Source organism: Massilia sp. Root335 (assembly GCF_001425685.1).
In the GTDB taxonomy this organism is placed as follows: Bacteria; Pseudomonadota; Gammaproteobacteria; order Burkholderiales; family Burkholderiaceae_D; genus Telluria; species Telluria luteola.
On record NZ_LMCY01000043.1, the window covers coordinates 234,030 to 257,663 of the forward strand.

A 23,634-nucleotide genomic window follows, 5' to 3' on the forward strand; every position below is an offset into this window, starting at 1 on the left:
ATCCAACAAGCGCACGACTACGCAGCGCGCTACGTAATCCTACGTACGGCGGGCTCCCCGAGCCCACGCGCAACGCCAACACGGCACATACGTCACGCGTGGGCACTGGGTGCCCACCCTACGCTGTACAATTTGATGTTACGACTGATTCCACGCGCACGGCATGCAATTACGGCAGAAGGTCATCTTTCTCGCGATCGCCCCGCTGATCGTGGCGCTGTGCGCGATCGCCCTGTTCGTCCGGCAGCAGGCGATCGCGCTGGCGCACGAGCAGCACGCGACCATCCAGCAGGCCTATCTGGCCAGCAAGCAGGCGGAACTGCGCCATTACGTGGACCTGGCCTCGCACTCGATCGCCCACCTGACGGCATCCGGCCGCAGCGACCCGGCCACGCTGGCGGAGGCCAAGCGCGTGCTGCAATCGCTGAGCTTCGGCGACGACGGCTATTTCTTCGTCTACGACATGCACGGCCGCAACCTGATGCACCCGCGCCAGCCCGAGCTGGTCGGACGCGACCTGTGGAACCTGCGCGACCAGTTCGGCGCGCCCACCATCCAGAACATCGTCGCCGTGGCGAAGCAGGGCGGGGGACTCGTGCGCTACAACTGGGTCAAGCCGTCGACGAACAAGTCCGGCCCCAAGCTCGGCTACGTCATGGCGGTCCCGCAATGGGGCTGGATCATGGGCAGCGGGCTGTACCTGGACGACGTGCAGGCCGCGCTCGACCAGGTCGACGCCCAGCAGTCGCGCAACATCCAGACGACGATGTGGTGGATCGCCGGCCTCGCCATCCTCGCCACGCTCGTCATCGGCGGCGCCGGCCTGGCGCTGAACATCAGCGAGTCGCGCGTGGCGGACACGAAGCTGAAAGCCCTCGCGCAGCGCGTCGTCGATTCGCAGGAGCAGGAGCGGGCGCGCCTGTCGCGCGACCTGCACGACGGCATCAGCCAGTGGCTCGTGTCGATCAAGCTGCAGATCGAGGCGGGCATCATCCGCCTCGGCGGCACGCCGGACCAGCAGCGCCAGGCGCGCGCCAGCTTCGAGCGCACGGCCGAAGAACTCAACAAGGTGCTGGGCGAGGTGCGCCGCATCTCGCACGACCTGCGTCCGACCCTGCTCGATGACCTCGGCCTCGCGGCCGCGCTCGACCACCTGGCCGAGGAATTCTCGCAGCACAGCGGCACGCCGGTGACGTTCGCCGCAACGGGCGACCGCGATGCCGAGTACCTGCCGCAGACCGTCGGCACGGTGCTGTTCCGCATCGCCCAGGAAGCGCTGACGAACATCGAGCGCCACGCGGGCGCACGGCACATCGACCTGTCCCTGCACACGGGCCGCGGGCGCGTGCTGCTCACCATCGCCGACGACGGCGCCGGCTTCGACGCCGAGGGCGTGGCCACGCACCCGCAGCGCGGCATCGGCCTGCGCAACATGATGGAGCGGCTGGACGCCATCGGCGGCCACCTCGACATCGCATCGTCGGCGGCCGGCACCACCGTGTGCGCGAGCGTCGAACTGGAGGATGAATGACGACCGGGACCATCCACATCATGCTCGTCGACGACCACCCGCTCGTGCGCGACGGCCTGCGCGCGCGCCTGGAGGCCGTGCCCCATTTCCGCGTCGTGGCCGAAGCGGATTCCGGCGCCGAGGCGCTCGCGCTCGCGGGCAGCACGCGCATCGACCTCGTGCTGATGGACATCACCATGCGCGACGGCAGCGGCATCGAGGCCACGGCGCGGCTGACCACGAATTTCCCGGACATCGCGGTGCTGATCCTGTCGATGCACGACAAGCTGGAATACGTCACCCAGGCCATGCAGGCCGGCGCGCGCGGCTATGTGCTGAAGGACGCGCCGGGCAAGGACATCGTGCTCGCAATCGACACCGTCATGGCCGGCGGCATCTACTACAGCGCCGCCGTCGCGCGCCAGCTGGCACGCCCGGCCGCCCAGGACAACCAGCTCACTTCGCGCGAGCAGGAAGTGCTGCGCCACATCGCCAACGGCGAATCGAACAAGCAGATCGCGCGGGCGCTCGACCTGTCCGTGCGCACCGTCGAAACGCACCGCCTGAACATCAAGCGCAAGCTGGGGATCGAGGGGCAGGCGGAGCTGATCAAGTTCGCCGTGCAGCACGGCCGGTTCGGCAGCGCAGGTGTGTAAATATATCTGTAAAAGCGTATCCTATAGGAAACAGAAACAGTTGCTTTCCGAAAAGGGGTGCTCTACTATTAGCTGGTTACTATCAATGCATATTCGCTAATCCGCCAATGGCCAGCGCCCCGTTCCCGGTGGTTGAAATACGTTCCGTCGCCAATGCGCAGAACGAGTGGGTCGCACTTTTGCTTGGCACGCCGGGGCAGGGGCTCGACGATGCCGGCCTGCTGGGCGTGTTCGGCACGGCGGACCTGCTGGCCGCCATCGCGCCGCTCGACTGCGTCGTCCGGCTCGACGACATCGCCGTCCTCACACCTCCCATCCTGAACGTCCTGCCGGCCAACCGCGTGCTGCTGGCCGTGCGCGCCGCGGCGCTGGCGACGGACGGCACGGCGCGCCGCCTGGCGGAATTGCAGATGGCCGGCTACCGCGTGCTGATCGACGGTCCGCTGCCGGAAGGCGTCGCGGCACCGGTCGCGCTGCGCACCGTCGCGCGCGACGCGTGCGCCGAGCTGCCGCGCGCCGGCGCGCTGCCCGCGCTGTTCGGCCCGCACCTGGCCTACCAGGTCGACGACATGGCGCGCTACCGCGCCTGCGAGAACGCCGGCTTTTCCTGGTTCAGCGGCGACTACGCGCTTGGCGGCAGCGTGCCGGAAGGCGACGACGGCACGTCGCGCCGCCACATGCTGACGATGCTCGCCCTGCTGGCCCGCGATGCCGATTCGCGCGAGCTCGAAGCGCAGCTCAAGCAGGACCCGGCCCTGTCTTACCATCTTTTGAAGCTCGTGAACTCGGCCGCGTTTTCCGTCGGCACCCAGATCACGGGCTTCGCCCAGGCGATCAGCCGCCTGGGCCGCCGCCAGCTGCAGCGCTGGCTGCAATTGCTGCTGTACGCGCGCCAGCATCCGGACAGTCCGCCGAACCTGATGCTGCCGGTGGCCGCGCTGCGCGGCGCGGCGCTGGAAGCGCTGTGCAAGCGCGACGGCGGCGACCGCGACGACCAGGACCTCGCCTTCATGGCCGGCGTGTTCTCGCTGCTGGACCGCCTGTTCCAGATGCCGATGGCGGACGTCGTACAGGACTTGAACCTGCCCGGACATGTCGAAGCCGCGCTGCTGCGGCGCGAGGGGCAGCTCGGACAACGATTGCGGCTGGCCGAAGCAGGCCGGCCCGACCCGGAGACGCTGGAGGAGGCGGGCGTCGACGGGGCGGACTGGTGGCAGAGCCAGTTGCATGCCTATCACTGGGCCATCCAGGTAGCCCGCAATGTCTAAGATGCCAGCCGCTGCGCCAATGGATTTCGTGGGCGGCAGCGCTGCCGTCTGCGACGCCGTGTTGAAACTCCGGGGCGATGCCCTGTACGCCGAACTGGGACGCATCGCCGCGGCGCTGCTCGCCAGCCCGCACGGCGCCTTCATCCCTGACGACGCCATTCCGCGGGCCGCGGTCGACGGTGCGCTGCTGCAGGAAGTGCGCGCCGACGCCCTGTGCTTCGGCCGCTACGAAGTCGCCGGCCGCACCTACAGCCTGGAAGACTGGCGCCTGCTGGAAGGCCTGGCCGGCCTCACCGGTTCGCTGCTGCAGGTGCATTCGCTGGCCCGGCGCACCACCCATGCCTATGCCCAGGTCGAGGCGCAACTGGCGCACCAGTCGCAGATCCTGGACCAGATCCACGAATCCGTCCTCACGCTCGACCGCCTGGGCTACATCACCAGCTGGAACAAGGGCGCGGAACTCCTGTTCGGCTACACGGCGCTGGAAGCCGTGGGCCGCAACATCCTGTTCCTGTACGCGGAGGAAGAGCCGGACTTCGAGGACGCCTTCGCGGAGCAGGGCGGCCGCATGATGGAAGTGCGGCGCCGGAAGAAATCGGGCGAAGTGTTCTGGGCCAGCCTGTCGCTGTCGCCGCTGTGCGACCTGGAAGACCGTCCCATCGGCCTGATCGCCTACCTCACCGACATCACGGAACGCAAGCTGGCCGAGGAACGCCTGCATCATCTGGCCTACTACCAGGAGCTCACCGGCCTGCCGAACCGCACGCTGTTCGGCCGCCTCGTCGACCAGGCCCTGATGGTCGCCCAGCGCAACGAGTCGACGGCCTGCGTGCTGTACCTGGACCTGAACCGCTTCAAGCTGATCAACGGCACCCTGGGCCGCAGGGTCGGCGACGAACTGCTGCGCCAGGTCGCCGAACGCCTGCGCAACACGCTGCGCGACGAAGACGTCGTGGCGCACCTGTCCGGCGACGAATTCGCCGTCGGTCTGTTCGACATCCGCCAGCACTTCGAGGCCACGACGGTCGCGCAAAAACTGCAGGGCGCGCTGGAAGCGCCGTTCCTCGTGCAGGGCCATGACCTGCGCGTGGGCGCGAGCATCGGCATCTCGGTCTACCCGCAGGACGGCCAGGACGCGGAAACGCTGCTGCGCATGGCCGACATCGCGATGGAGCGCGCCAAGGAACACGCCGAAAACCCGGACCGCAGCGTCGCCTTCTACCGCCTCGACATGAACGAAGGCATGCAGCAGCGCATGCTGATCGAATCCGGCCTGCGCCACGCCCTCGGCAACGGCGAACTCATTCTGCACTACCAGCCCAAATTCGAAATCGGCTCGACCCGCCTCGTGGGCGCCGAAGCCCTCGTGCGCTGGAAGCATCCGGTGCGCGGCATGGTCCCGCCGATCGAATTCATCCCGCTGGCCGAAAGCACGGGCCTGATCGTGCAGGTCGGCGAGTGGGTGCTGGAACAGGCCTGCGCCCAGGCCGCGATCTGGCAACGCGCCGGCCTGCCGCCGTTCCGCCTCGCGGTGAACGTGTCGGCACGCGAATTCACGGCATCGCTGCCGGGCCGCGTCGCGGAAACCCTGCGCCGCTACCGCCTCGACGCGCACTGGCTGGAACTGGAGATCACGGAAAGCACGCTGATGCACGACATCGAGCACGTGATCGCCATCATGGACCGCATCAGCGCGCTGGGCGTGGCGCTGTCGCTGGACGATTTCGGCACAGGCTATTCGAGCCTGTCGTACCTGAAGCGCTTCCCGATCGACACCCTGAAGATCGACCGCTCGTTCACGACCGGCATCCCGCAGGACCCGAGCGATTGCGCCATCGCGAGCACCATCATCGGCATGGGCCGCAAGCTGGGGCACCGCGTGATCGCGGAAGGCGTGGAGACCCTGGAGCAGCTGGAGTTCCTGCGCCAGGCCGGCTGCGACGAAGTGCAGGGCTATCTGTACGGGAAGCCGCTGCCTGCGTATGAATTCGAGAAGAGTCTGCGCGAGAACTGGCTGCTGATGGCACGCATGGAGTCGGATGCGGCCGTTGGATCGGTCGTGTGGTCGGCCAAGTAGGCCCTGTCTGTTTGCCGCCCGTTTGCTGCCCGTGGGGCAATGATTTATGTATAATGCCGGTTCCTCAGGAAGCGTGGCCGAGTGGTTGAAGGCAGCAGTCTTGAAAACTGCCGACGGGGGAACCCGTTCGTGAGTTCGAATCTCACCGCTTCCGCCAGGAAATAAAACTGCCGCCCATCGGGCGGCTTTTTTATTTCCTGGCGGAAGCGAGCGAGGCGCCTGCGCGCCTCGCGTGTGAGATTCGAAGGGCATCCCTGCAGGGCCATCCCTCCCGAATCGCCCGTTTGCTGGCCGCGCAGCGGACGGCGTTGCGCGCCGGGGGCGCGCACTGCAAAGTCCGAATATCAGCGGCTCACGGCAATGATCGGTGTGGCGCTCAAAATTAGCGTTCCGTCGCGGTGGCCGTCCTTTCGAGCCGCGCATCCCTCTGTTCATCCTTTGCGCGTCAATGCGTCTTGTCGTTAACGGGTAGATATGAATAGCGAAAATGCTTGTCGGAGGTTGAGATCTAGGGCGCGCACTGCGGAGTGCAAATGTCTGCGCCGCGTGTCCGGGCCGGTTCGGCCTCCCGAAGATGGACCACTCAATCGAGGTCGTCCAGCAGGTCTGCTGCTTGCCTAGGTTGGCGGGCTGTGTCAGACACGTGCTGGTCGCTGCCGCCAACGCCGCATTCGGCGCCGCACAGCGGACGCAATATGCCCGCACATCTCGACAGAGACATCCGCACCTTTGCGTTCGAATAAGCGAAAGGCTGGCAGCGCTTCTTATAGTCGATCGAGGTCGGCTGGCTCGTCACCTATCCATTCTGCGCGCCTGGCAACATCCCCAGGGCCAGACGACTGCGATACCGCCAGGGCTGCGCCAGGTGCCCGTCAACGGAGCAGATCATGAAAACCTCGCTTCACGCAGCCATCGCGACGCTTCTTTTCGCGGCAATGCTGGGCGCCTCGCCCGGTGCTTTGGCACAATTGAGTGCAACCTCATCGTTCGATTCGTTCGCCTATCAACTGATCGACCTCAATGTCTGCGACGGCATCGATCCCAGCGTCAGCTTCCTCGATGATTCATCGGTGAACGGATGGGCGCTCCTGCGCGACATCAACGGCGCCGTACGCGAATCGGTGCAGGACGGCAGCAGGGGAGAGCGCCCCGTCCAGGTACGGATCGACACGGGGGACGCGTATCTGGCCGGCGACGCCACCCCGACCAGCGCCAGCTCGCTGGTTACCATCCGGGGCGGCATCGCCGATACCAACACCGACAGCTTCCTCGGGTTCGTCCTGGCGCCGTACACGCAAGTCACGTTCACCATCGATGCCAGGGCAACCGCCAGTGCGGCCGGTTCTCCGAATTATGCGTTTGCCACCGTGGCGGTGAACGGTACCGTCACGGACGAGGACGGCAATCACATCCTCGAAACGGATGGCTTGTCCAGCTACCTCGCGTCCTCGGATACATTGTCGGTCACCTTGCGCTCGGCCGGCGTGGCACGCATGGGAACGCTCGAGTTCGCCACCGCGGCCCACGCCCTGTTGCAGCCGGTACCGGAGCCGGCCTCGATGGCGATGCTGGTCGTCGGGCTGGCCGTCGTGGGCGGTTACGCGCGCCGGCGGTCAGCGCGCGGCGCGTACTCGCGTGCCGTGTGCATGTAAGGAATGCGGCGTCGAAACACCATCTTCGTATCCGACGGGGCTGCGATGGCTGGTCCTGTCGATGCCGGCTGAATGTTGGTTGATAATTTATTGCCAACACGAAATACATGCGATACTCTTCAACAATAGTTGTTAGTTCGAAATCAAACTGTTGGAGGAAGCATGGCAATGGTGTTTTGCAGAGGCTGCGGTAAAGAGATCCATGAAACGGCCGTTTCGTGCCCCCATTGCGGATGCCAGCAGACGGCCGCTGCGACGGGCAATATCAAAAGCCAGAGCGTGGCCGCGGTGCTGGCGGCGTTCGTCGGCGGGATCGGTATCCACCGGTTCTATTTGCGCAGCCCAATCTCCGGTATTTTCTACATCTTGTTTTGCTGGACCGGGATTCCGGGTCTGATCGCCTTCGTCGAGACGTTCATCTACACCTTCATGAGCCAGCAGAGCTGGGCGAGAAAATACAACAACGGTGTGATCAGCGAGCCTGTGCATATCGCGATCCGGATTCTCGTATTGATTTTCCCCGTGGCGTTCGTTGCCGGCATCCTTGCCGCCATCGCGATTCCCGCGTATCAGAGTTATCGGCTCAAGGCCGAAGCGGCGAAGTCGAGCGTTTCCATCGAAGCGCCCCGGCATGCCGCCGTTCATTCCGTGATCGTCGTCCTGCCTGCAAAGACAGTGACGCCGCTCGCCGCCTGAGCGTCGACGGCCGCTCATCGCACGCGAAGACCAGCTTCTTCGCGTCGCGCCGTGGGCCAGGTCGTCGGCCTGGCTCATCAGATCTCATCGTGGCGTTGGCCGGACGGCATGGCTGGACATGCTACGATCGCACGAATCAGCTCCCATCTTATAGCCCTCCGTATCGGAATCCGCGACCATGTCCGAAGTCACCCAACTGCTCACGACCATCAAGCGCCAACTGAAGCTGCAAGGCAAGACATACCGCGACGTGGCCGGCACGCTGGGCCTGTCGGAGGCGAGCGTCAAGCGGCTGCTGACGTCGGACACGCTCGGCGTCGACCGCCTCATCGAGATCAGCAACATGCTCGGTTTTACGCTGGCCGAGCTCGCGCAGGAGGCGGCGCTGTCCGGCACCCGGTTGCATACCTTGAGTCCGGCGCAGGAAAAGGAACTCGTGTCGGACACGAAACTGCTGCTCGTCGCCGCGTGCGCGCTGAATCACTGGACGTTGGCGGACATCCTCGCCGTCTACCGTCTTACGGAGGCCGAGTGCCTGCAGAAGCTGCTGCACCTCGACCGCCTGCACCTGATCGCGCTGATGCCGGGCAATCGCATCCGCCTGAACGTGGCGCGCGATTTCGACTGGCTGCCCGATGGGCCCATCCGCCGTTACTTTCGTACGCAGGGCCTGGCTGATTTCCTCGACGGCCGCTTCGACCTGCCCGACGAGACGCTTGCCTTCACGCACGGCATGCTGACGGAGAGCGCGCTCGCGGCGATGCAGGTGGAACTGCGCCGCTTGCGCGCCCGCTTCGCCGAACTGCATGAGGAAAGCCTGGCGTCGCCGCTGCCCAGGCGGCGCGGCAGCGGCCTGCTGCTGGCGCTGCGCGAGTGGGAGCCGGCCGGGTTCACGGCGCTGCGGCGCTGACGATCGCTGCGCCGCCGGCGCATACGCATCAGGCGCATATGCATCAATCCGTTCTGGACTTTCTTTCACCTGTCAGATATTGTTTACACGTGAAAGACAAATCCAAACACCTGCAGGGGGACCGCTTGCTGGCCATGCTGGCGGCGCTCGCCAATCCGCACCGGCTGCGCATCGTCGCGGCGCTGGAGACGGGCGGGCGCAATTACGTGAGCCAGCTGGCGCGCGAGATCGGGTTGAGTCGTCCATTGCTGCACCTGCACCTGCAAAAGCTGGAAGAGGCCGGGCTCGTCACGAGCCAGCTCGAACTGTCCAGCGACGGCAAGGCGCTCAAGTATTTCGATGTGGCCGAGTTCGGTGTGCTGCTGGCGCCCGCCGCCATCGCCGAAGCGGTCAAGACGTTGAACCTTCACGAGGAAGAGTAGAGGCTGCCATGTCCACCACCGTGTATCTGTTGACGATCTGCCTGCCGCTGGCCACCGTCCTGCTGGTCTTCGGCATGAAGTATTTCGCCATGATCCAGCAGGCGAAGGCGCGCACTGCCCGCGACGAGGCCGATCGCCGGCTGGCGGACGACCTCGCCCGGACCCAGGCCGAGACCGTGGCCCAGCTGACGGCGATGAATGCAGCGCTCGCACGGCTGGATGGGCGCATGGGCGCGGTCGAGAAAGTGTTGAAGGAAGTCGAGTAATCGCAGTTCAATGGCCGCAAGGTCATCGACCAACGTTCGAGGAGCCATCATGCGCGAAGTGTCGTTGTTGCGGCTGTACCTGTTGCGGGCGATGTATCTGCTGGTCGTCGGCGGGCTCGGCGTGTTTGCCGTGCCGTCGATCCTCCGCCATGCGGGGCAGCGCGAGCTGGCACAGGGCATCGTCGATGCCATGTTGCTGGCGTTCTGGCTGCTGTGCATCGTCGGCCTGCGCTATCCGTTGCGGATGCTGCCCGTGCTGTTGTGGGAACTGGTGTGGAAGGTGCTGTGGCTCGGCATGGTTGCCTGGCCGGCATGGCGTGCGGGCACGATGGACGCCGCCACGGCGGAAAACACGTTCAATTGCGCCTTCGTCGTGATCATGCCGTTCGTGCTTCCCTGGGGTTATCTCGTGCGCCATTACCTGCGCGCACCCGGCGACCCGTGGCGCGCGGATCGTTCCGCGTTTGGCGGGACGCCCGAGCGCAAGGCGGCCGAGGCCTGAGCCCGGGCGCCTGTCCGCTGAGCGCGGCCTCTGACCGGTCAGCCTGGCCGCCTTCCCGGGTCAGTGCTGGCGCGGCGCGTCGATGCGATAGTCCCAGGCAGCCAGCGTCTGCGGCTTGCCGCCGGGCAGGGTGTAGCGCTGGGCGCCGTCCGACACGTTGACCGTCACCTGCACGCTGTTGCCAGCCAGTGTGCGGCGGAACGCGAACACCTTGTCGTTGCCGGTTTGAAGCACCTGGACGGGGCCGCCGTACTGGCCGTTCCACAGCGCCGGATTGGCGTGCTTGAGTGCCAGTAACTGCGTGTAGAAGGGCGCATAGGCGTAGTCCTTCCACTGGATCGGATCTTTTTCGAAGAATTGGATGCGCTTGTCGAGGCCGGATTCCTGTCCGCCATAGATCAGCGGCATGCCCGGCAGCGTGGCGGCCAGCACGGCCATCGCCTTGAATGCGGGGCCGTACAGTTCGGCGTCGCTGCCGGCCCAGGAATTCTCGTCGTGGTTGCTCGTGAAGCGCATGCGGTAGGCGCCCGGCGGGAATGCCTTCGGGGGGTGTTCGACGAAATCCGTGAGCGTGCGCGCATCCGCCTTGCCCTTGGCGACGGCCTTGAACAGGTCTTTCGTGTCCCATCCATACGTCATGTCGAAAGCGTGTTCGTGCAGCTCGGGCTTGTCGGCCTCGGCCAGCATGAACACGGGTTTTACGCGGTCGAGCTCGGCGCGAGCCTGGTTCCAGAACGGCGTCGGCACCTTGCCGGCGACGTCGCAGCGGAAGCCGTCGACGTCGGCTTCGCGCACCCAGTACAGCATCGCGTCCGTCATGCCTTTCCACAGGCCGGGCTTGCTGTAGTCGAGGCCCGTCACGTCGGTCCAGTACTCGGGCTCCGCGCCTTCCGTGTAGGTGACCGGATAGATCTCGCCCTTGTCGTTCTTGAGATACCAGTCGCTGTGCGCCTGCGTCCACGGGTTGTCGAACGCCGTGTGGTTCGCGACCCAGTCGAGGATCACGTGCATGCCGAGGCCGTGTGCCTGCCTGACGAGGGCCCGCAAATCGTCGAGCGTGCCGAATTCCGGGTTGACGGCCGTGTAATCGCGCACGGCGTAATAACTGCCCAGCGTGCCCTTGCGGTTCTTTTCGCCGATCGGCTGGATCGGCATCAGCCACAGGATGTCCACGCCCATCTTCTTGAGGCGCGGCAGATGTTGCGCAAAGGCCTTGAACGTACCTTCGGGCGTGTATTGCCGGATGTTCACTTCATAGATATTGGCGTTGCGCGACCAGTTTGTGTGTTGCATCGGTGCAACGTCTGTTGTTTTCGTGGTCACTGCCATTGCGGGCAGGGCCGCACACAAAGCGAGGGAAATTGTAGTCAGGGTACGGTGCAGCTGTCTCATGTTTCTCGTTATCCCGTAGTTTAGTTACAAATTGGCTCATGTGATTCTAAATCGGAATCCTGGCGATGACCAGTCGGCAAAATCGAAACCATCATATGTTCCGTACGTACATACGTCAGAATACGCTGACAAGACATCGGGAAAAGATGAGAGTAGATTTGTGCGATATTGGACAGATAGAGTTGTGGTTAAGCGGATAGTGTTAAGGCGTAGAGAGGAATTGCGCCATGAACAAGGGTTTCGTTGTGTGTGTGATGCTGGGCGGATGTGCGTCGCTCGCATGCGCGCAGGATTCTGAAAGTGCGGCCAGCGCCGGCAATCCGGATGCGACGCGCAAGAGCGCTTGCACCGATTGCGCCCGGCCGGCAGGCACGCGCGCGGGCACGGACTACGTCGGCGAAGCGCCGGGCGGGCATGACATCGCCGTGTTCACGGGACAGCCGACCCGGAGCAATGGCGCGGTCTGGGCCTCGCCGCCGCGTCGCACGTACGGACGCCTCGACGACATCGGCACCCAGCCGGGCACCGGCGGCTTCACGCTGGGCCACCAGTACAACTTCGAATACCTGGCGCATCCCGACGTCGGCGATCCGTTCCACGCCGGCACGGCCGGCAAGGCCAGCAATCTCGTCACGCGGAGCGGCTTGCCCATCGACGGCGGCGTGCGCTATTACAACAGCCAGTTCAAGCACCTGAGCACGGGCGCGTCCTGGACCACCGACACGCTCGGCGGAGACCCGCTCGGCGACCGCGCCTGGGGCATGTCGATCGGCTTCGACTACGGCGCACTGTCGCTGCGCGCCGCCCACCAGAACCGGCACGTGGCCCAGATCCATTTGTACGACTTGGCAGGCAACAATATGGATGCCAAGAACTCCCTGATCGCGGCCAATGTGCGCATGCGCTGGGGCACGGCCTATGCCGCGTATTCCGCCAACCGCGGCTGGGGCAGCTCGCCGCTGTACAACCCCGACAATCCGTATGGCGCCGGCGTGGCCAGCACGTCGTCGACCGACAGCCGCGACACCCTCGTCGGCGTCGCCGTCCCGGTGACGCGCTCGACCACCTTCCTCGCCTCGTTCATCCACAAGAACGACCGTGACCTGGCCAACCGCGACGCCAACCAGTTCGCGATCGGCGCCAGCTACGTCGTCTCGCGCAGCACCGACTTCTACGCCGCGTTCTCGCGCACCGTCAACACGAACGGCACCGGCATCCTGATCGGCGGCGCGGCCCGCCCGAGCGGCAGCTCGGCCGTGAACGTCGGCATGCGCCACGCTTTTTAGTGCTGGCTCCCGTGCGCTGCGCCGCTGCGCGGCAAAAGCAGGTAGCCTGTCCTCATGATTTTTGCATTATTTCGGAGGCAACATGACTGGTACGAGCACACTTGATCCAGATAACTTTCCTGAAGCACCCGACCGTAGCCTGGGCAAGGGCCACGGCATCGATTCGCTCGGTCCGAGCGATATTTCGGACACCGGCAGTGACGTCGTCGGCGGTCCCGGCTTCGCGGCCAATCTGGACGACGATCAGAAGATCGACCTGGACACCGGCACGACGTCCGACAACGAAGCCGGCTACGACAGCGCCGGCGCCGACCTGGGCGACCCGAACTTCGAAAGCGACAGCGACTTCGGCGGCACCGGCGAACGGGCCGCGGCCGGCCGCGACCTGATCGGCAAGGACGGCAGCGACATCGATACCGACCGCATCGAATCGATTCCGAGCCTGCCGCTGACGGACGACGATGTCGACTTCCTCGGCAGCGAGCCGCCGCGGGGGCGGGCGCCAGGCAAGTAAGCCGCAGCACATCACGCACGAGGGCCGGATGGTGGATGCCATCCGGCCCTTTGTCATTGCCGCTCACACGTCATTGCCGCTCACGCGTCATGGCCGTGAGGCTCATCCAGCCGTAGGGCGGGCACCCCGTGCCCGCCAAATGCATGCGTCACGGCGGCGCGGACGTGGGCACGGGGTGCCCACCCTACGACGCATGCCACACCGTCCGCTGCCACGGCTTGCGCGTCAGCGCCCAGGCCGCCAGCAGCGCGCCGCCCAGCAGCACGGTCTTGGTGGACTTTGATCGCATCTCGAACGATGTGTACGGGCTCCGTTCGACGACGAGGTGGTCGCTGTCGTTGCGCTGGCGGAGTTCCTGCGCGGCGTCCGGCCGGTACAGGGTGTCGCGGCGCGCGCTCGAATTCGGGCGGTCGGATTGCTGCTGGCTGAACATCGTTCTGCCCATGAAGCGGTCGAGCGCGCGCGGCATCAGGTAGCCCGCCAGCGACGTCAGCTTCGAATGGCCGCCCACATACAGGTCGCGTTCGGGCACCTGGGCTGCGTGCACGATGGCCTGCGCCACCAGCTCCGGCGCGTAGTTCGGCGGGGGCAGGTCGGGCTCGTGTTCCATATAGCTCTTGGCGTGGTTCGGGAACGGCGTGGCGATGGCGGACGGCTTGATCACGGTGAGCGAGATGCCCGCGTCTTCCTTGTCCAGCTCCATGCGCAGCGATTCCGTGAACGCCTTGATCGCGTGCTTGGACGCGGAATACGTACCCTGCAGCGGCACGGCGCGGTCCGACACTTCGCTGCCGAGGTTGATGAGGGCGCCGCCGCCGCGTCCCTTCATCAGCCTGACGGCTTCCAGCGAGCCGTGCACGACGCCCCAGAAATTCGTCTGCATGACCTTGCGCATGTCTTCCAGCGCGATGTCTTCGTTCCTGCCGTACACGCTGATGCCCGCGTTGTTGACCCATGTGTCGACGCGGCCGAAGCGCTCCATCGCTTGCTGGCCGATGCGCGCCACGTCGGCAGGGTTGCCGACGTCGGCCGTGACGGTCGCCACTTCCATGCCGCGCTGGCGCATTTCGTGCGCGAGGGTGTCGAGGGCGTCGGCGTCGCGCGCCGCCAGCACGAGCCGTGCGCCGCCTTCGGCCGCCATGCGGGCGGTGGCCAGGCCGATGCCGCTCGTCGCACCCGTGATCACCATCACCTGTTCATCCAGTTTTTTCAGCTTGAGGGACATGATGCCTCCTTGTCGATCGATGACGGAGATTCACAGCGCCTGGCGCAGGCGGCTCGCGGACCACGTGCGCGCGGCCGGACGTCCCGCCAGCTTCCACGCGGCGTACAGGGCGCCGGCGCCCAGCAGCGCGCCCATCACCTTGCCCTTGCGCAGCGACAGCGCCGTGTACGGGCACGTCTCGATCACGTGCGCGGAGACGCCCTGGCGTTCGCGCAGTTCGTGCTGCGGGTTCGGCCCGTGCAGCGCATCGCCGCGGTTCGGCGCGTTGGCCGCGTCCGACTGCTGCTGCTTGAACATCGTCGCGCGCATGTAGCGGTCGAGCACGGCGGGCAGCGCGAAGCTGCCCGCCGAGAGCGCCTTGGCCGCGCCGCCGACGAATACGTCGCGCCTGGGATGCTGGGCCGCGTACAGGATCGCCTTGGCCACGAGTTGCGGCGCGTAGACCGGCGGCGGCAGGCTCGGTTCCCTGTCCATGTAATTCTTGGCGTGGGCGACGAACATCGTGTCGACGGCGGCCGGCTTGACGAGCGTGACGGAGATCGGCGCCTTGTCTTTTTCCAGTTCGACGCGCAGCGAATCCGTGAACGCCTTCACCGCGTGTTTCGATGCGGCGTAGATGCCTTGCAGGGGGATGGAATGGTCGGACAGCTCGCTGCCCAGGTTGATGATGGTGCCGCCGCCGCGCGCTTTCATGTGCTTGACGGCTTCCAGCGAGCCGTGCACGACGCCCCAGTAATTGGTGTCGAACAGGCGCTGCATGTCGTCCAGCGACACGTCTTCGTTGCGGCCGAAGATCGAGATACCGGCGTTGTTGATCCACGTGTCGATGCGGCCGAAGCGTTCCATCGCGGCGTGGCCGATGCGTTCGACGTCGGCCGGGTTGCCGACGTCGGCGACGACGGTCGCGACTTGCGTACCGGTGCGGCGCAGCTCGCTTGCCAGCTGGTCGAGCGCATCGGCGCTGCGCGCGGCGAGGACCAGCTTGGCGCATTGCTCGGCGGCCATGCGCGCCGTCGTGAGGCCGATGCCGCTCGTGGCGCCGGTAATGACCATCACCTGCTCGTTAATCTTGCGTAATTGCAGTGCCATGAATGCTCCTTCTCTCGGTTGGAGAACGGACGCCGCATTCCGCGGCATGCGGATTCCGGAGGCCCGCTCAATGCGTACGGTCGATACGATGACCGATCACGACAATCGTGGTCGCACGGCAGAATTCAAGACGTTTTTACAAGGTGGGGCGGGGAGCAGGGTTTGCAAGGTCGATAACGACGCCGCGCGGCGCACCCTTTCGGGGGCCGCCGCCAGTTGTGCGCGATAAGGCCGCGTTCGCTGATAGCATCGATGTCATACGCGAGCTTTTATTGAACATCGTTTTCTTTCGACCGCGTGCCGGAAGACGGCGCCGGTTTTCGGGCAGCGACCAGTGAGAGACGACAGGCGCCGGCCCCGCGAAAGACAACGAATCAAAACGATGATGCTTATGGATTCAATGCGCCTTGGACAGGATCAGCAGCCAGCGGCGCAGCAGCAGCACTTCCACGTGGCCCGGTTCGACGCCGGTATCGCACTCGATGATCGGGTTGACCGGGTAGAAGCGCTTGCGGAAGTCGCGCGTCACCAGCACTTCGCGGCGACCAAGGCGCAGCAGGAAAGGCGTCGGAGCGTATTCAAGGCCGAAGGAGCTGTTCAGAGTAGTCATGACGATCCCTTAATCGAGTTAATTTGCGAATCAGGTTGGGCTGTTCTGGGCAAGTTGTCTTGCTCGAGTAGGTACAGAATAGCACAACTACTGTATGAATCCACAGTTACTGTACAAAAAACCAGTTATTGCATATTTGTGTGGTTTTTTCGCCAATACACCCCATCTGGAGCGGCATGTTGAATACCGTTCCGTCACGCCTCTCGCGCTTCCTCGCCGCCCGCCTGTCGCCCGAGGGCGAGCTGGGCCTGCACCTGACCGTCGGCCTCGCGCTGCTGCTGGCGGCCGCCTGGATCTTCGGCGCGATCGCCGCGGACGTCGTGCATGGTGCCACCATCACGCGCGTCGACGTGCGGCTCGCCCACTGGTTCCACGAGCGCGCCACGCCCGGCTTCACGCGCGCCATGCTGTTCGTCACGCACTGGAACGGCCTCGCCGGTTCCAGCGTCATGGGCGCGCTGCTGGCCCTGTGGTTCTGGCGCCGCCGCGCGCGTTACTGGCTGATCGCCTGCCTCATCGCCGTGCCGGGCGGCATGCTGTTGAACGTCGCGCTCAAGCACGTGTTCCGGCGCGTGCGCCCGTCCTTCGACGACCCGCTGCTGAGCCTGCTCACCTACAGCTTCCCCAGCGGCCACACGGCGGCGGCCACGGTGTTCTACGGCCTGCTCGCGTGCTACCTCGTGCGCCGCGTGCACGCGTGGCGCGCGCGCGTGCTCGTCGTGACGGCAGCCGGCGCGATGGTGGCGCTCGTCGCGCTGTCGCGCATGTACCTGGGCGTGCACTACCTGTCCGACGTGCTGGCTGCGGCGGCCGAGGGTGCGGCGTGGCTGGCCATCTGCATCACGGCCGTCTCCACCCTGCACCGGCGCCGGCTGGCGCGGGGAGAGACATCGTGGAGCGAGCGTACCCATGCGGCGGAGGACCTCGGATGAAGCCCGTGACCGTGATCGTCAACGCCGGCGCCGGCACCGGACACGACGAGGCGGCGTGCGACACGCTCAAGACGCAACTAACCGACGCGGGACTGGATGCCGAACTGGTCCTGGCCGATGGCGGCGAACGGATGATCGCCACGGCGCGCCGCGCGCTGGAGCAGGGCGCGCGCCTCGTGGCGGCCGGCGGCGGCGACGGCACGATCAATGCGGTGGCCTCGGTGATGGTCGACAGCGGCGTGCCGTTCGGCGTGCTGCCGCTCGGCACGCTGAACCATTTCGCCAAGGACCTCGGCATCCCGCTCGACCTCGATGCGGCGGTGCGCAACCTGGCGACGGGCCGGCCGGTGCAAGTCGACGTGGGCGAGGTGAACGGCCGCATCTTCCTGAACAATTCGAGCCTCGGCCTGTATCCGGACATCGTGCGCGACCGCGAGAAGCAGCAGCGCCGCCTCGGCCGCGGCAAGTGGCCGGCGGCCGTCTGGGCGGCGCTGGCCGCGCTGCGCCGCTATCCGTTCCTGTCGATGCGCCTCGACGTGAACGGCGAGCGCCTGGCGCGGCGCACGCCGTTCGTCTTCATCGGCAACAATGCCTACACGATGGAAGGCTTGTCGATCGGCGAGCGGGCGCGCCTGGACGAAGGCGTGCTGAGCCTGTACATGGCCCAGCATCCCACCCGCCTGGGCCTGCTGCGCTTCGCCGTCGACGCGCTGCGCGGCCGCCTCGGCGAGGCGCGCGACTTCGACGTGCTGACGGCGCCCGGGTTCGACATCGACACGCACCGCCGCCATCTGCTCGTGGCGACGGACGGCGAGGTGACGGAAATGCGTCCGCCGCTGCACTACCGGATGCGGCCTGGCGCACTGACGGTGCTCGTGCCGCCGGTACAAAATGGCGCCAACGATCGCTAACGGAAAGGGAAGTCCATGCGTACACTCGTCCATCTGTCCGACCTGCATTTCGGCCGCGTCGACCCCGTACTGCTCGATCCGCTGCGCGAACTGGTCCACAAGCTCGCGCCCGACGTCGTCGTCGTCTCGGGCGACCTGACGCAGCGCGCCAGGAGCGAGCAGTTCGAGGAGGCGAAGGCCTGGCTCGACACCTTGCCGGGCCCGCAGATCATCGTGCCGGGCAACCACGACATTTCGCTGTACAACGTGTTCCGCCGGTTCCTGTTGCCGCTCGACCGCTACAAGCGCTACATCACGGACGACCTCGACCCCGTCCATATCGACGACGAGATCGCCGTGCTGGGCGTGAACACGGCGCGTTCGCTCACGTTCAAGGACGGCCGCGTGAACCGGGAGCAGGTGGAAAAGATCCGCGCGACCTTGTCCGGCCTCCCGCCCGGCGTCACGCGCGTCGTCGTCACGCACCACCCGTTCGACTTGCCCAAGGGCGTGGAAGAAGACGACCTGGTCGACCGCGCGCACATGGCGATGGACGTGTTCGCGGAACTGGGCGTGGACCTCTTGATGGCTGGCCACCTGCACATGAGCCACACGGGCAATACGCAGGCGCGCTACAAGATCAGCGAGTACGCCGCGCTCGTCGTGCAGGCCGGCACGGCGACGTCCACGCGCGGGCGGGGCGAGGTGAACTCGTTCAACGTGATCCGCATCGAGCCGCTGCGCATCGAAGTCGACCGTTATGGCTGGGACAGCGTGCACAACCAGTTCCAGTTGCTCGCCACCGAAAAATTCATGCGCAGCGGGAACATCTGGGCCGAGGTTGCGGATGGGATGATGGCGGCGGGGATCTAGCCACGTGCGCGGATCAACGCCGTCGCCTCGGACATATCGACATCGTCCCCGCGCGCATATCAACGTCGTCCCCGCGCGCATATCTACGTCGTCCCTGCGCGCATATCAACGTCGTCCCCGCGCGCATATCAACGTCGTCCCCGCGCGCATATCTACGTCGTCCCCGCGCAGGCGGGGATCCAATTTTGCGTCCCGGGCTGCTCGAACTTGGGTTCCCGCCTGCGCGGGAACGACGAAGTAAAGCGGTCGACTCGCGTGACGCGGGTCCGCGCGTCCACTCAAATCCAGTACTCCCCCAACCGCGACATCCATTCCTTGATCCGGTCCGACCACGGCCGGTGCCGCCACCGTTCGAGCAGGACTTCCTTCGAGTCGCGCAAATCCTCGTTGAACGCGCTTTCCATCGCGGCGCCGAATGCCGGGTCCATCACGACGACGTTCAGTTCGTAGTTGTGGATGAAGCTGCGCCGGTCGATGTTGGCCGAGCCGATCGTCGACCAGCCGCCGTCGATCACGGCCGTCTTGGCGTGCAGCACGGCGATCTGCAGCTCGAAGATGTGCACGCCGCCGGCCAGCAGCGGGTCGTAGAACGCCTGGCCCGCATACCGGATCAGGCCGTGGTCCGACACGCCGGGCAGCACGAGCTTCACGTCCACCCCGCGTTTCGCCGCCGCGATCAGGGCGTCGACGATCTGCTGGTCGGGCACGAAATAGGCGGACGTGATGTGGATCGTCTTCTTCGCCTCGCTGATCGCGACGACGAGCGCCTTGTAGATGTCCGATTCGTGGTCCGGGCTTGAGGCGAGCACGCGGATGATCTTGTCGCCGGCGGGCGTCAAGGTCGGGAAATACTCGGCCTGCGGCAGTTCGCCGCCCTCCTGCTGTACCCACAGGTCGATGAACGACCATTGCAGCGGCGCGACGGCCGGGCCTTCGATCTTGACGTGGGTGTCGCGCCAGCCGACCTTGTCGCCGTCGACCTGGTCCGGCTTCCGGCGCGAGCGGAACAGCGAGCTGTTGGCATACGTGCTGCTGATGTTGATCCCGCCCGTGAACGCGACCTTGCCGTCGACGACCATCAGCTTGCGGTGGTTGCGGTTGTTCAGCTCCCACTTGCCGCGCGCCTTGGCCGGGTTGACGGGATTGAAGATCAGCACGCGGATGCCGGCCTGGCGCATGCGGTCGAAGAAGGCGGCCGGCGTCGCGAGGGCGCCGACGGCGTCGACCATCACGTTCACCGCCACGCCCTGGCGCTGCTTCTCGATCAGGACGTCGGCGAATTCGTTGCCGATCCTGTCCTGGTCGAAGATGTAGGTCTCGAGGTTGATGGAACTCGTGGCGACGCGCGCGGCGGCCATCATCTCGCGCATCGTCGCGGGGCCGTCGAACAGCAGGGTGACCTTGTTGCCCGCGATGAGCGGCACGCCCGTCGCCTGTTCTTCCAGCGCGGCCAGCGCCTTGAGGTTGCCGCTCGCATTGGCCCAGCGCCGCGCGACGAGGGCGGACGCCTTCTTGGGCGGCAACGTGCCCTTCGTCGTCGCGATCGTCGGCGTGGCCTTGGCCGCCGGCGCGGGATCGACGTCCGGCAGCGACTTGCACGCGACGACGCCGCAACACAGGCACAGGGCCAGCAGCCAGGCGAACGGGGACAGGCGGCGTGCGAAGCGCAGTGGGAATCTCATTTGAATCCTCGCGGGTTGGGGGCAAGCTGTGCCTCGTCGAGGTCACGCGGTCCGATGAAGAAATCGAGCGGCGCCGCGCGCAGGCGGCGGCCCAGCGCGTGCAGCAGCTTGAGCCCGTGGTGGAAGCGCACCTTGCGCGCCCTGAGCGCCACCCACAGCGCGAGGCCGAAGCTCACCAGCAGGTTGACCATGCCGATCAGGGCGATGCCGAGTAAGGTCACGGCGATCGTCTCCGGATCGAGCGGCTTCCCGAGGCCGACGATGCCGATGGCGAAGTTGGCGGACGAGAACGTCACGTGGCGCACGTCGAGCGGCAGGCCGAGGAGGAAGCCGGCGGTGGCCGTCGTGCCCATCAGCACGCCGAACACGAAGTTGCCCATCAGGCCGCCGAGGTTGTCCTCGACGTAGCGCGCGAAGCGGGCCCGCCGTTCCTCGCCGAGCAGGCGGCGCAGCCAGCGCAGCTGTTCGACCCGCCGGCCCATGCGCGTGTACAGCGCCTTGTTGTCGTAGTAGCCGGACACGAGGCCGGACACGAATAGCCACACGCCCGCGATGGCCGCGTGCAGCAGCGCGAGCGAGTGCCACGGGTGGCTGTCCGCGATCAGGTGTTCCGCCTTGGCCGGCGTGACGAGGTGGGTGCCGAAGGCCCAGTACCACGCGAGGGCGATGATCCACGCGACCGGGATCACGGTCGCGAGGTTGCCCAGCACGGCGACGATCTGCGTGCGGAACACTTTGTTCACGAGGGCCGCCATGCTGTCGACGTCGACCTGGCGCCGGCTCTTGCCGCGCACGTTGCCCCGTTGCGCCGTGTCGTGCAACGCGGCGGCGATGCGCGCGGCCGTCATCGCCGGCTGCTTGGTGGCGATGGTGAAGTGCAGCACGTGCACGAGGATGAAGCCGGCGGCGTAGTTGAGGCTGTAGAACAGCGCCTCGATCAGCGGCGCGCGGTGCTGGTACGAGATCAGGATCTTGAAGAGCGCCATGAAGCCGATGACGATGCCGGCCCCGGCCGACGACGCGAACATGCCGCCCAGGTCGGCGCGCCGTTCGGCGATGTAGTGCTCGCCCGTGCGGCTCGCGTTTTCCGTCACGTTGCGGGCCAGCAGGTCGATGTTGTCGCGCAGCAGGCCGCGCACTTCGTATTTCGTGTTGTGCGCCTCGGCCAGTTCCTGCGCGAGGTCGACGGCGGCCGCGCGCCGCAGGCTCGTCGGCGGCGCCGAGGCCGGCGTCGCCTCGTTCGCGAGCGCCTCCACGTCGATCGTCGGCGCGGACGGCAGCTCGCCGCTCGTATCGACGAGGAACAAGAGCTTCCTCAGGCGGTCGATGCTCTGCGTCAGCGCGACGAGCAGGTAGGTCAGCGCGACGCTCGTGCCCGAGGCGAGGGCCTTGCTGCGGATCTTGAGCACGACGTCTTCGCACTGGTCCAGCATCACGAGCAGGTGGCGGGCGTCTTCCATCGTGTCGACCTCGCCCGCGGTCAGGCGGCCGTAGTCGTCGAGGTATTTGTTCGCCTCGATGTTTTGCATGAGGAAGGGCGAATTGACTTCCTCGATCTCCATGTGGGCGTGGATCAGGCGCGGCTCCAGGCCCAGCGCGCAGACGCGGCAGGACAGCGTCCGGATCGCATCGAGCAGGCCGGCCAGCACGACCTGGCGCGCGCGGGCGGGTTCGGCGGGTTCGTCCATGGCGCCGTCCGGCGGCGCGGCAGCGGCCACGACGTCGAACATCTCGAGCCAGTCGGCGGTCGGCACGGCGCGGATCCACTGATAATCGTCGTCGCGGCACAGGACCTTGTCGAGCGTGTCCGACAGGTACAGCTCGTCCAGCGCGGGCGGCAGGATGCGGTAGGCGATGCGCTTTTTCAGTTCGGTGAAAAAGCCGTCGTTCGACAGGATGCCGACGTCGGAATACAGGCTCGTGTGGCGGCGCGTTTCGAGCAGGGTGGTCAGGTAGCGGCGCAGGGTCCAGGCCTGGCCGGGATGGCCTTTCAGGAGCTGGGTCAGCGTGCGCACCTGGGCGATCGCGTCCCCGTGGTCGCGCGCGCGGCGCGGGCGCAGCTGGTCGACCAGGTCGACGAGGAGGTCGATGCGGTCGCTGTCGGGATCGAGGCGTTCGAGAATCCGGAGCATGGAAAACATTCGCGGCATGGAAATGTCAGTGTACGCGTGGATACCCCCGGCCACTGTACGCTGACGAACCGAGCGGACCGGGCCTGCGTTACACTGGATGCGTGACGTCATCGCGAGGGGAGAACATGTACCTGACTTACTACAAGGGACAATGGGCCGAAGGGAATACGCCGCTGCTCGGCGCGATGGATCACAGCGTGTGGCTGGGTTCGTCGGTCTTCGATGGCGCGCGTGCGCTGCGCGGCCACCTGCCGGACCTGCGGCCGCACCTGGAGCGCGTGATCGCGTCGGCCGAGAAGGTGGGCCTGCGCTGCCCGCTGGGCGTCGACGAGATGGAGGCGCTGGTGCGTGAAGGCGTCGCGCGCTTTCCGGCGGATGCGGAGCTGTACATCCGTCCGCTCGTGTTCGCCTCCGAAGGTTTCCTCATCCCCACGCCGGAAGCGGCCGGCTTCGCGCTGACCCTGTTCGACGCGCCGCTGCCGCCGTTCGCCGGCTTTTCCGCCTGCCTGTCGCCGCTGCTCCGCCCGGAACCCACGATGGCCCCGACGGACGCCAAGGCGTCCGCGCTGTACGCCAACACGGCACGCGCGCTGCGCGCCGCGAAGGCACGCGGCTTCGACAACGCCGTCCTGCTGGACGCGGCGGGCAACGTGGCGGAGTTCGCGACGTCGAACCTGTTCATGGTGGCGGCCGACGGCGCAGTCGTCACGCCGGCGCTGAACGGCACCTTCCTGGCCGGCATCACCCGCGCCCGCGTGATCGCGCTGCTGGCCGGGGCCGGCGTGAACGTGGTCGAGCGCACCGTCCGGCCGGAAGAGCTGGAAACGGCGCGCGAGATCTTCAGCACCGGCAACTACGGCAAGGTCACGCCGTGCACGCGCTACGAAGCCCGCGACCTGCCCGCGGGGCCGCTGGCCCAACGGGCGCGCGAGCTGTACCTCGCCTACACCGAGACGACCTGAGTCGACAATAGAGTCGACAATTGAGTCGACAATTCGGGGTCAGAGCCTAATGCCGTTAAGTTAAGGTTCTTCGAAGGCGGCGCTCGGG

The 23,634-nt window shown here is 66.2% G+C and carries 22 protein-coding genes and 1 tRNA gene; 17 read left to right on the forward strand and 6 right to left on the reverse strand.

Translation table 11 applies throughout. The annotated features are described in order from the left end of the window. The first annotated feature begins 163 nt into the window (after positions 1–163). From ASC93_RS22285 to ASC93_RS22335, 11 genes are all read left to right on the forward strand, one after another. Positions 164–1,531: a cache domain-containing protein gene (locus tag ASC93_RS22285; protein WP_056447584.1), complete on the forward strand. Its 1,368-nt coding sequence runs from the start codon at positions 164–166 to the stop codon at positions 1,529–1,531. After that, the gene (locus tag ASC93_RS22290) at positions 1,528–2,166 is read left to right on the forward strand and encodes a response regulator transcription factor (protein WP_056447586.1); all 639 of its coding nucleotides are present in this window, start codon (positions 1,528–1,530) and stop codon (positions 2,164–2,166) included. Before ASC93_RS22285 ends, ASC93_RS22290 begins: the two co-directional genes overlap by 4 nt. A 107-nt stretch (positions 2,167–2,273) precedes the next feature. Beyond that, on the forward strand, positions 2,274–3,434 hold the full coding sequence (locus tag ASC93_RS22295) for an HDOD domain-containing protein (protein WP_056447588.1): 1,161 nt from the start codon (positions 2,274–2,276) through the stop codon (positions 3,432–3,434). Continuing rightward, a complete protein-coding gene (locus ASC93_RS22300; protein ID WP_157202071.1) occupies positions 3,427–5,511 on the forward strand; it encodes a bifunctional diguanylate cyclase/phosphodiesterase in 2,085 nt (694 codons plus the stop codon). Before ASC93_RS22295 ends, ASC93_RS22300 begins: the two co-directional genes overlap by 8 nt. A 67-nt stretch (positions 5,512–5,578) precedes the next feature. Next, positions 5,579–5,668: transfer RNA gene (locus ASC93_RS22305), tRNA-Ser, on the forward strand. A gap of 730 nt (positions 5,669–6,398) precedes the next feature. Further along, positions 6,399–7,163, forward strand: a complete 765-nt coding sequence (locus tag ASC93_RS22310) for a PEP-CTERM sorting domain-containing protein (RefSeq protein ID WP_082548256.1) — start codon at positions 6,399–6,401, stop codon at positions 7,161–7,163. Positions 7,164–7,325: 162 nt separating this feature from the next. Further along, complete coding sequence (locus ASC93_RS30155; RefSeq protein WP_082548257.1) at positions 7,326–7,859, forward strand: TM2 domain-containing protein; 534 nt, start codon at positions 7,326–7,328, stop codon at positions 7,857–7,859. Between the two features lie 178 nt (positions 7,860–8,037). Then, positions 8,038–8,769: a helix-turn-helix domain-containing protein gene (locus ASC93_RS22320; protein WP_056447594.1), complete on the forward strand. Its 732-nt coding sequence runs from the start codon at positions 8,038–8,040 to the stop codon at positions 8,767–8,769. An 89-nt stretch (positions 8,770–8,858) separates the two neighbouring features. Continuing rightward, entirely contained in the window at positions 8,859–9,191 is a 333-nt protein-coding gene (locus ASC93_RS22325) for a winged helix-turn-helix domain-containing protein (RefSeq protein ID WP_229412835.1), read from the forward strand. Between the two features lie 8 nt (positions 9,192–9,199). Continuing rightward, positions 9,200–9,457: a hypothetical protein gene (locus tag ASC93_RS22330; protein ID WP_056447596.1), complete on the forward strand. Its 258-nt coding sequence runs from the start codon at positions 9,200–9,202 to the stop codon at positions 9,455–9,457. Between the two features lie 49 nt (positions 9,458–9,506). Next, positions 9,507–9,959, forward strand: a complete 453-nt coding sequence (locus ASC93_RS22335; RefSeq protein ID WP_056447598.1) for a hypothetical protein — start codon at positions 9,507–9,509, stop codon at positions 9,957–9,959. Between the two features lie 60 nt (positions 9,960–10,019). On the opposite strand, the gene ASC93_RS22340 is transcribed toward ASC93_RS22335, so the two are convergent. Then, positions 10,020–11,252: an alpha-amylase family glycosyl hydrolase gene (locus ASC93_RS22340; RefSeq protein ID WP_229412836.1), complete on the reverse strand. Its 1,233-nt coding sequence runs from the start codon at positions 11,250–11,252 to the stop codon at positions 10,020–10,022. Positions 11,253–11,578: 326 nt separating this feature from the next. Between ASC93_RS22340 and ASC93_RS22345 the strand changes: the two genes are divergently transcribed. Then, the gene (locus ASC93_RS22345) at positions 11,579–12,637 is read left to right on the forward strand and encodes a porin (protein ID WP_056447602.1); all 1,059 of its coding nucleotides are present in this window, start codon (positions 11,579–11,581) and stop codon (positions 12,635–12,637) included. Positions 12,638–12,719: 82 nt separating this feature from the next. Continuing rightward, positions 12,720–13,151 (forward strand): hypothetical protein, encoded by a 432-nt coding sequence (locus ASC93_RS22350; RefSeq protein ID WP_056447656.1) that lies wholly within the window; start codon positions 12,720–12,722, stop codon positions 13,149–13,151. Between the two features lie 184 nt (positions 13,152–13,335). Here the strand turns inward: ASC93_RS22350 and ASC93_RS22355 are convergent, their stop codons facing one another. The 3 genes from ASC93_RS22355 to ASC93_RS22365 form a co-directional block, all read right to left on the reverse strand. Beyond that, on the reverse strand, positions 13,336–14,376 hold the full coding sequence (locus ASC93_RS22355) for an SDR family oxidoreductase (RefSeq protein ID WP_056447604.1): 1,041 nt from the start codon (positions 14,374–14,376) through the stop codon (positions 13,336–13,338). A 30-nt stretch (positions 14,377–14,406) separates the two neighbouring features. Next, positions 14,407–15,465, reverse strand: coding sequence for an SDR family oxidoreductase (locus ASC93_RS22360; protein ID WP_056447605.1), 1,059 nt, complete (start codon positions 15,463–15,465; stop codon positions 14,407–14,409). A 397-nt stretch (positions 15,466–15,862) separates the two neighbouring features. Beyond that, positions 15,863–16,075 carry a hypothetical protein gene (locus tag ASC93_RS22365; protein ID WP_056447608.1) on the reverse strand — a complete coding sequence of 71 codons (213 nt, stop codon included), beginning with the start codon at positions 16,073–16,075 and terminating at the stop codon, positions 15,863–15,865. Positions 16,076–16,251: 176 nt separating this feature from the next. Between ASC93_RS22365 and ASC93_RS22370 the strand changes: the two genes are divergently transcribed. From ASC93_RS22370 to ASC93_RS22380, 3 genes are read left to right on the forward strand one after another with little or no spacing between them, the layout of a single operon-like run. Continuing rightward, positions 16,252–17,007 carry a phosphatase PAP2 family protein gene (locus tag ASC93_RS22370; RefSeq protein ID WP_056447610.1) on the forward strand — a complete coding sequence of 252 codons (756 nt, stop codon included), beginning with the start codon at positions 16,252–16,254 and terminating at the stop codon, positions 17,005–17,007. Next, on the forward strand, positions 17,004–17,918 hold the full coding sequence (locus tag ASC93_RS22375) for a diacylglycerol kinase family protein (RefSeq protein WP_082548259.1): 915 nt from the start codon (positions 17,004–17,006) through the stop codon (positions 17,916–17,918). Before ASC93_RS22370 ends, ASC93_RS22375 begins: the two co-directional genes overlap by 4 nt. A gap of 15 nt (positions 17,919–17,933) precedes the next feature. After that, positions 17,934–18,770, forward strand: a complete 837-nt coding sequence (locus ASC93_RS22380; RefSeq protein WP_056447612.1) for a metallophosphoesterase — start codon at positions 17,934–17,936, stop codon at positions 18,768–18,770. Positions 18,771–19,048: 278 nt separating this feature from the next. Here ASC93_RS22380 and cls read toward each other — a convergent pair whose 3' ends face one another. After that, positions 19,049–20,452: a cardiolipin synthase gene (gene cls, locus ASC93_RS22385; RefSeq protein ID WP_082548260.1), complete on the reverse strand. Its 1,404-nt coding sequence runs from the start codon at positions 20,450–20,452 to the stop codon at positions 19,049–19,051. Continuing rightward, positions 20,449–22,584 (reverse strand): site-specific recombinase, encoded by a 2,136-nt coding sequence (locus tag ASC93_RS22390; protein WP_056447662.1) that lies wholly within the window; start codon positions 22,582–22,584, stop codon positions 20,449–20,451. The genes cls and ASC93_RS22390 overlap by 4 nt, the downstream gene beginning before the upstream one ends. A gap of 125 nt (positions 22,585–22,709) precedes the next feature. Here ASC93_RS22390 and ASC93_RS22395 point away from each other — a divergent pair, with 125 nt between their 5' ends. Further along, positions 22,710–23,546 carry a branched-chain amino acid aminotransferase gene (locus tag ASC93_RS22395; RefSeq protein WP_056447614.1) on the forward strand — a complete coding sequence of 279 codons (837 nt, stop codon included), beginning with the start codon at positions 22,710–22,712 and terminating at the stop codon, positions 23,544–23,546. Positions 23,547–23,634 lie beyond the last annotated feature (88 nt).

Coding starts and splice junctions, on each gene's coding strand:
- ASC93_RS22285 (WP_056447584.1), top strand. CDS start 164: ATGCAATTACGGCAGAAGGTCATCTTTCTCGCGATCGCCCCGCTGATC.
- ASC93_RS22290 (WP_056447586.1), top strand. CDS start 1,528: ATGACGACCGGGACCATCCACATCATGCTCGTCGACGACCACCCGCTC.
- ASC93_RS22295 (WP_056447588.1), top strand. CDS start 2,274: ATGGCCAGCGCCCCGTTCCCGGTGGTTGAAATACGTTCCGTCGCCAAT.
- ASC93_RS22300 (WP_157202071.1), top strand. CDS start 3,427: ATGTCTAAGATGCCAGCCGCTGCGCCAATGGATTTCGTGGGCGGCAGC.
- ASC93_RS22310 (WP_082548256.1), top strand. CDS start 6,399: ATGAAAACCTCGCTTCACGCAGCCATCGCGACGCTTCTTTTCGCGGCA.
- ASC93_RS30155 (WP_082548257.1), top strand. CDS start 7,326: ATGGCAATGGTGTTTTGCAGAGGCTGCGGTAAAGAGATCCATGAAACG.
- ASC93_RS22320 (WP_056447594.1), top strand. CDS start 8,038: ATGTCCGAAGTCACCCAACTGCTCACGACCATCAAGCGCCAACTGAAG.
- ASC93_RS22330 (WP_056447596.1), top strand. CDS start 9,200: ATGTCCACCACCGTGTATCTGTTGACGATCTGCCTGCCGCTGGCCACC.
- ASC93_RS22335 (WP_056447598.1), top strand. CDS start 9,507: ATGCGCGAAGTGTCGTTGTTGCGGCTGTACCTGTTGCGGGCGATGTAT.
- ASC93_RS22340 (WP_229412836.1), bottom strand. CDS start 11,252: ATGCAACACACAAACTGGTCGCGCAACGCCAATATCTATGAAGTGAAC.
- ASC93_RS22345 (WP_056447602.1), top strand. CDS start 11,579: ATGAACAAGGGTTTCGTTGTGTGTGTGATGCTGGGCGGATGTGCGTCG.
- ASC93_RS22350 (WP_056447656.1), top strand. CDS start 12,720: ATGACTGGTACGAGCACACTTGATCCAGATAACTTTCCTGAAGCACCC.
- ASC93_RS22355 (WP_056447604.1), bottom strand. CDS start 14,376: ATGTCCCTCAAGCTGAAAAAACTGGATGAACAGGTGATGGTGATCACG.
- ASC93_RS22360 (WP_056447605.1), bottom strand. CDS start 15,465: ATGGCACTGCAATTACGCAAGATTAACGAGCAGGTGATGGTCATTACC.
- ASC93_RS22365 (WP_056447608.1), bottom strand. CDS start 16,075: ATGACTACTCTGAACAGCTCCTTCGGCCTTGAATACGCTCCGACGCCT.
- ASC93_RS22370 (WP_056447610.1), top strand. CDS start 16,252: ATGTTGAATACCGTTCCGTCACGCCTCTCGCGCTTCCTCGCCGCCCGC.
- ASC93_RS22375 (WP_082548259.1), top strand. CDS start 17,004: ATGAAGCCCGTGACCGTGATCGTCAACGCCGGCGCCGGCACCGGACAC.
- ASC93_RS22380 (WP_056447612.1), top strand. CDS start 17,934: ATGCGTACACTCGTCCATCTGTCCGACCTGCATTTCGGCCGCGTCGAC.
- cls (WP_082548260.1), bottom strand. CDS start 20,452: ATGAGATTCCCACTGCGCTTCGCACGCCGCCTGTCCCCGTTCGCCTGG.
- ASC93_RS22390 (WP_056447662.1), bottom strand. CDS start 22,584: ATGCTCCGGATTCTCGAACGCCTCGATCCCGACAGCGACCGCATCGAC.
- ASC93_RS22395 (WP_056447614.1), top strand. CDS start 22,710: ATGTACCTGACTTACTACAAGGGACAATGGGCCGAAGGGAATACGCCG.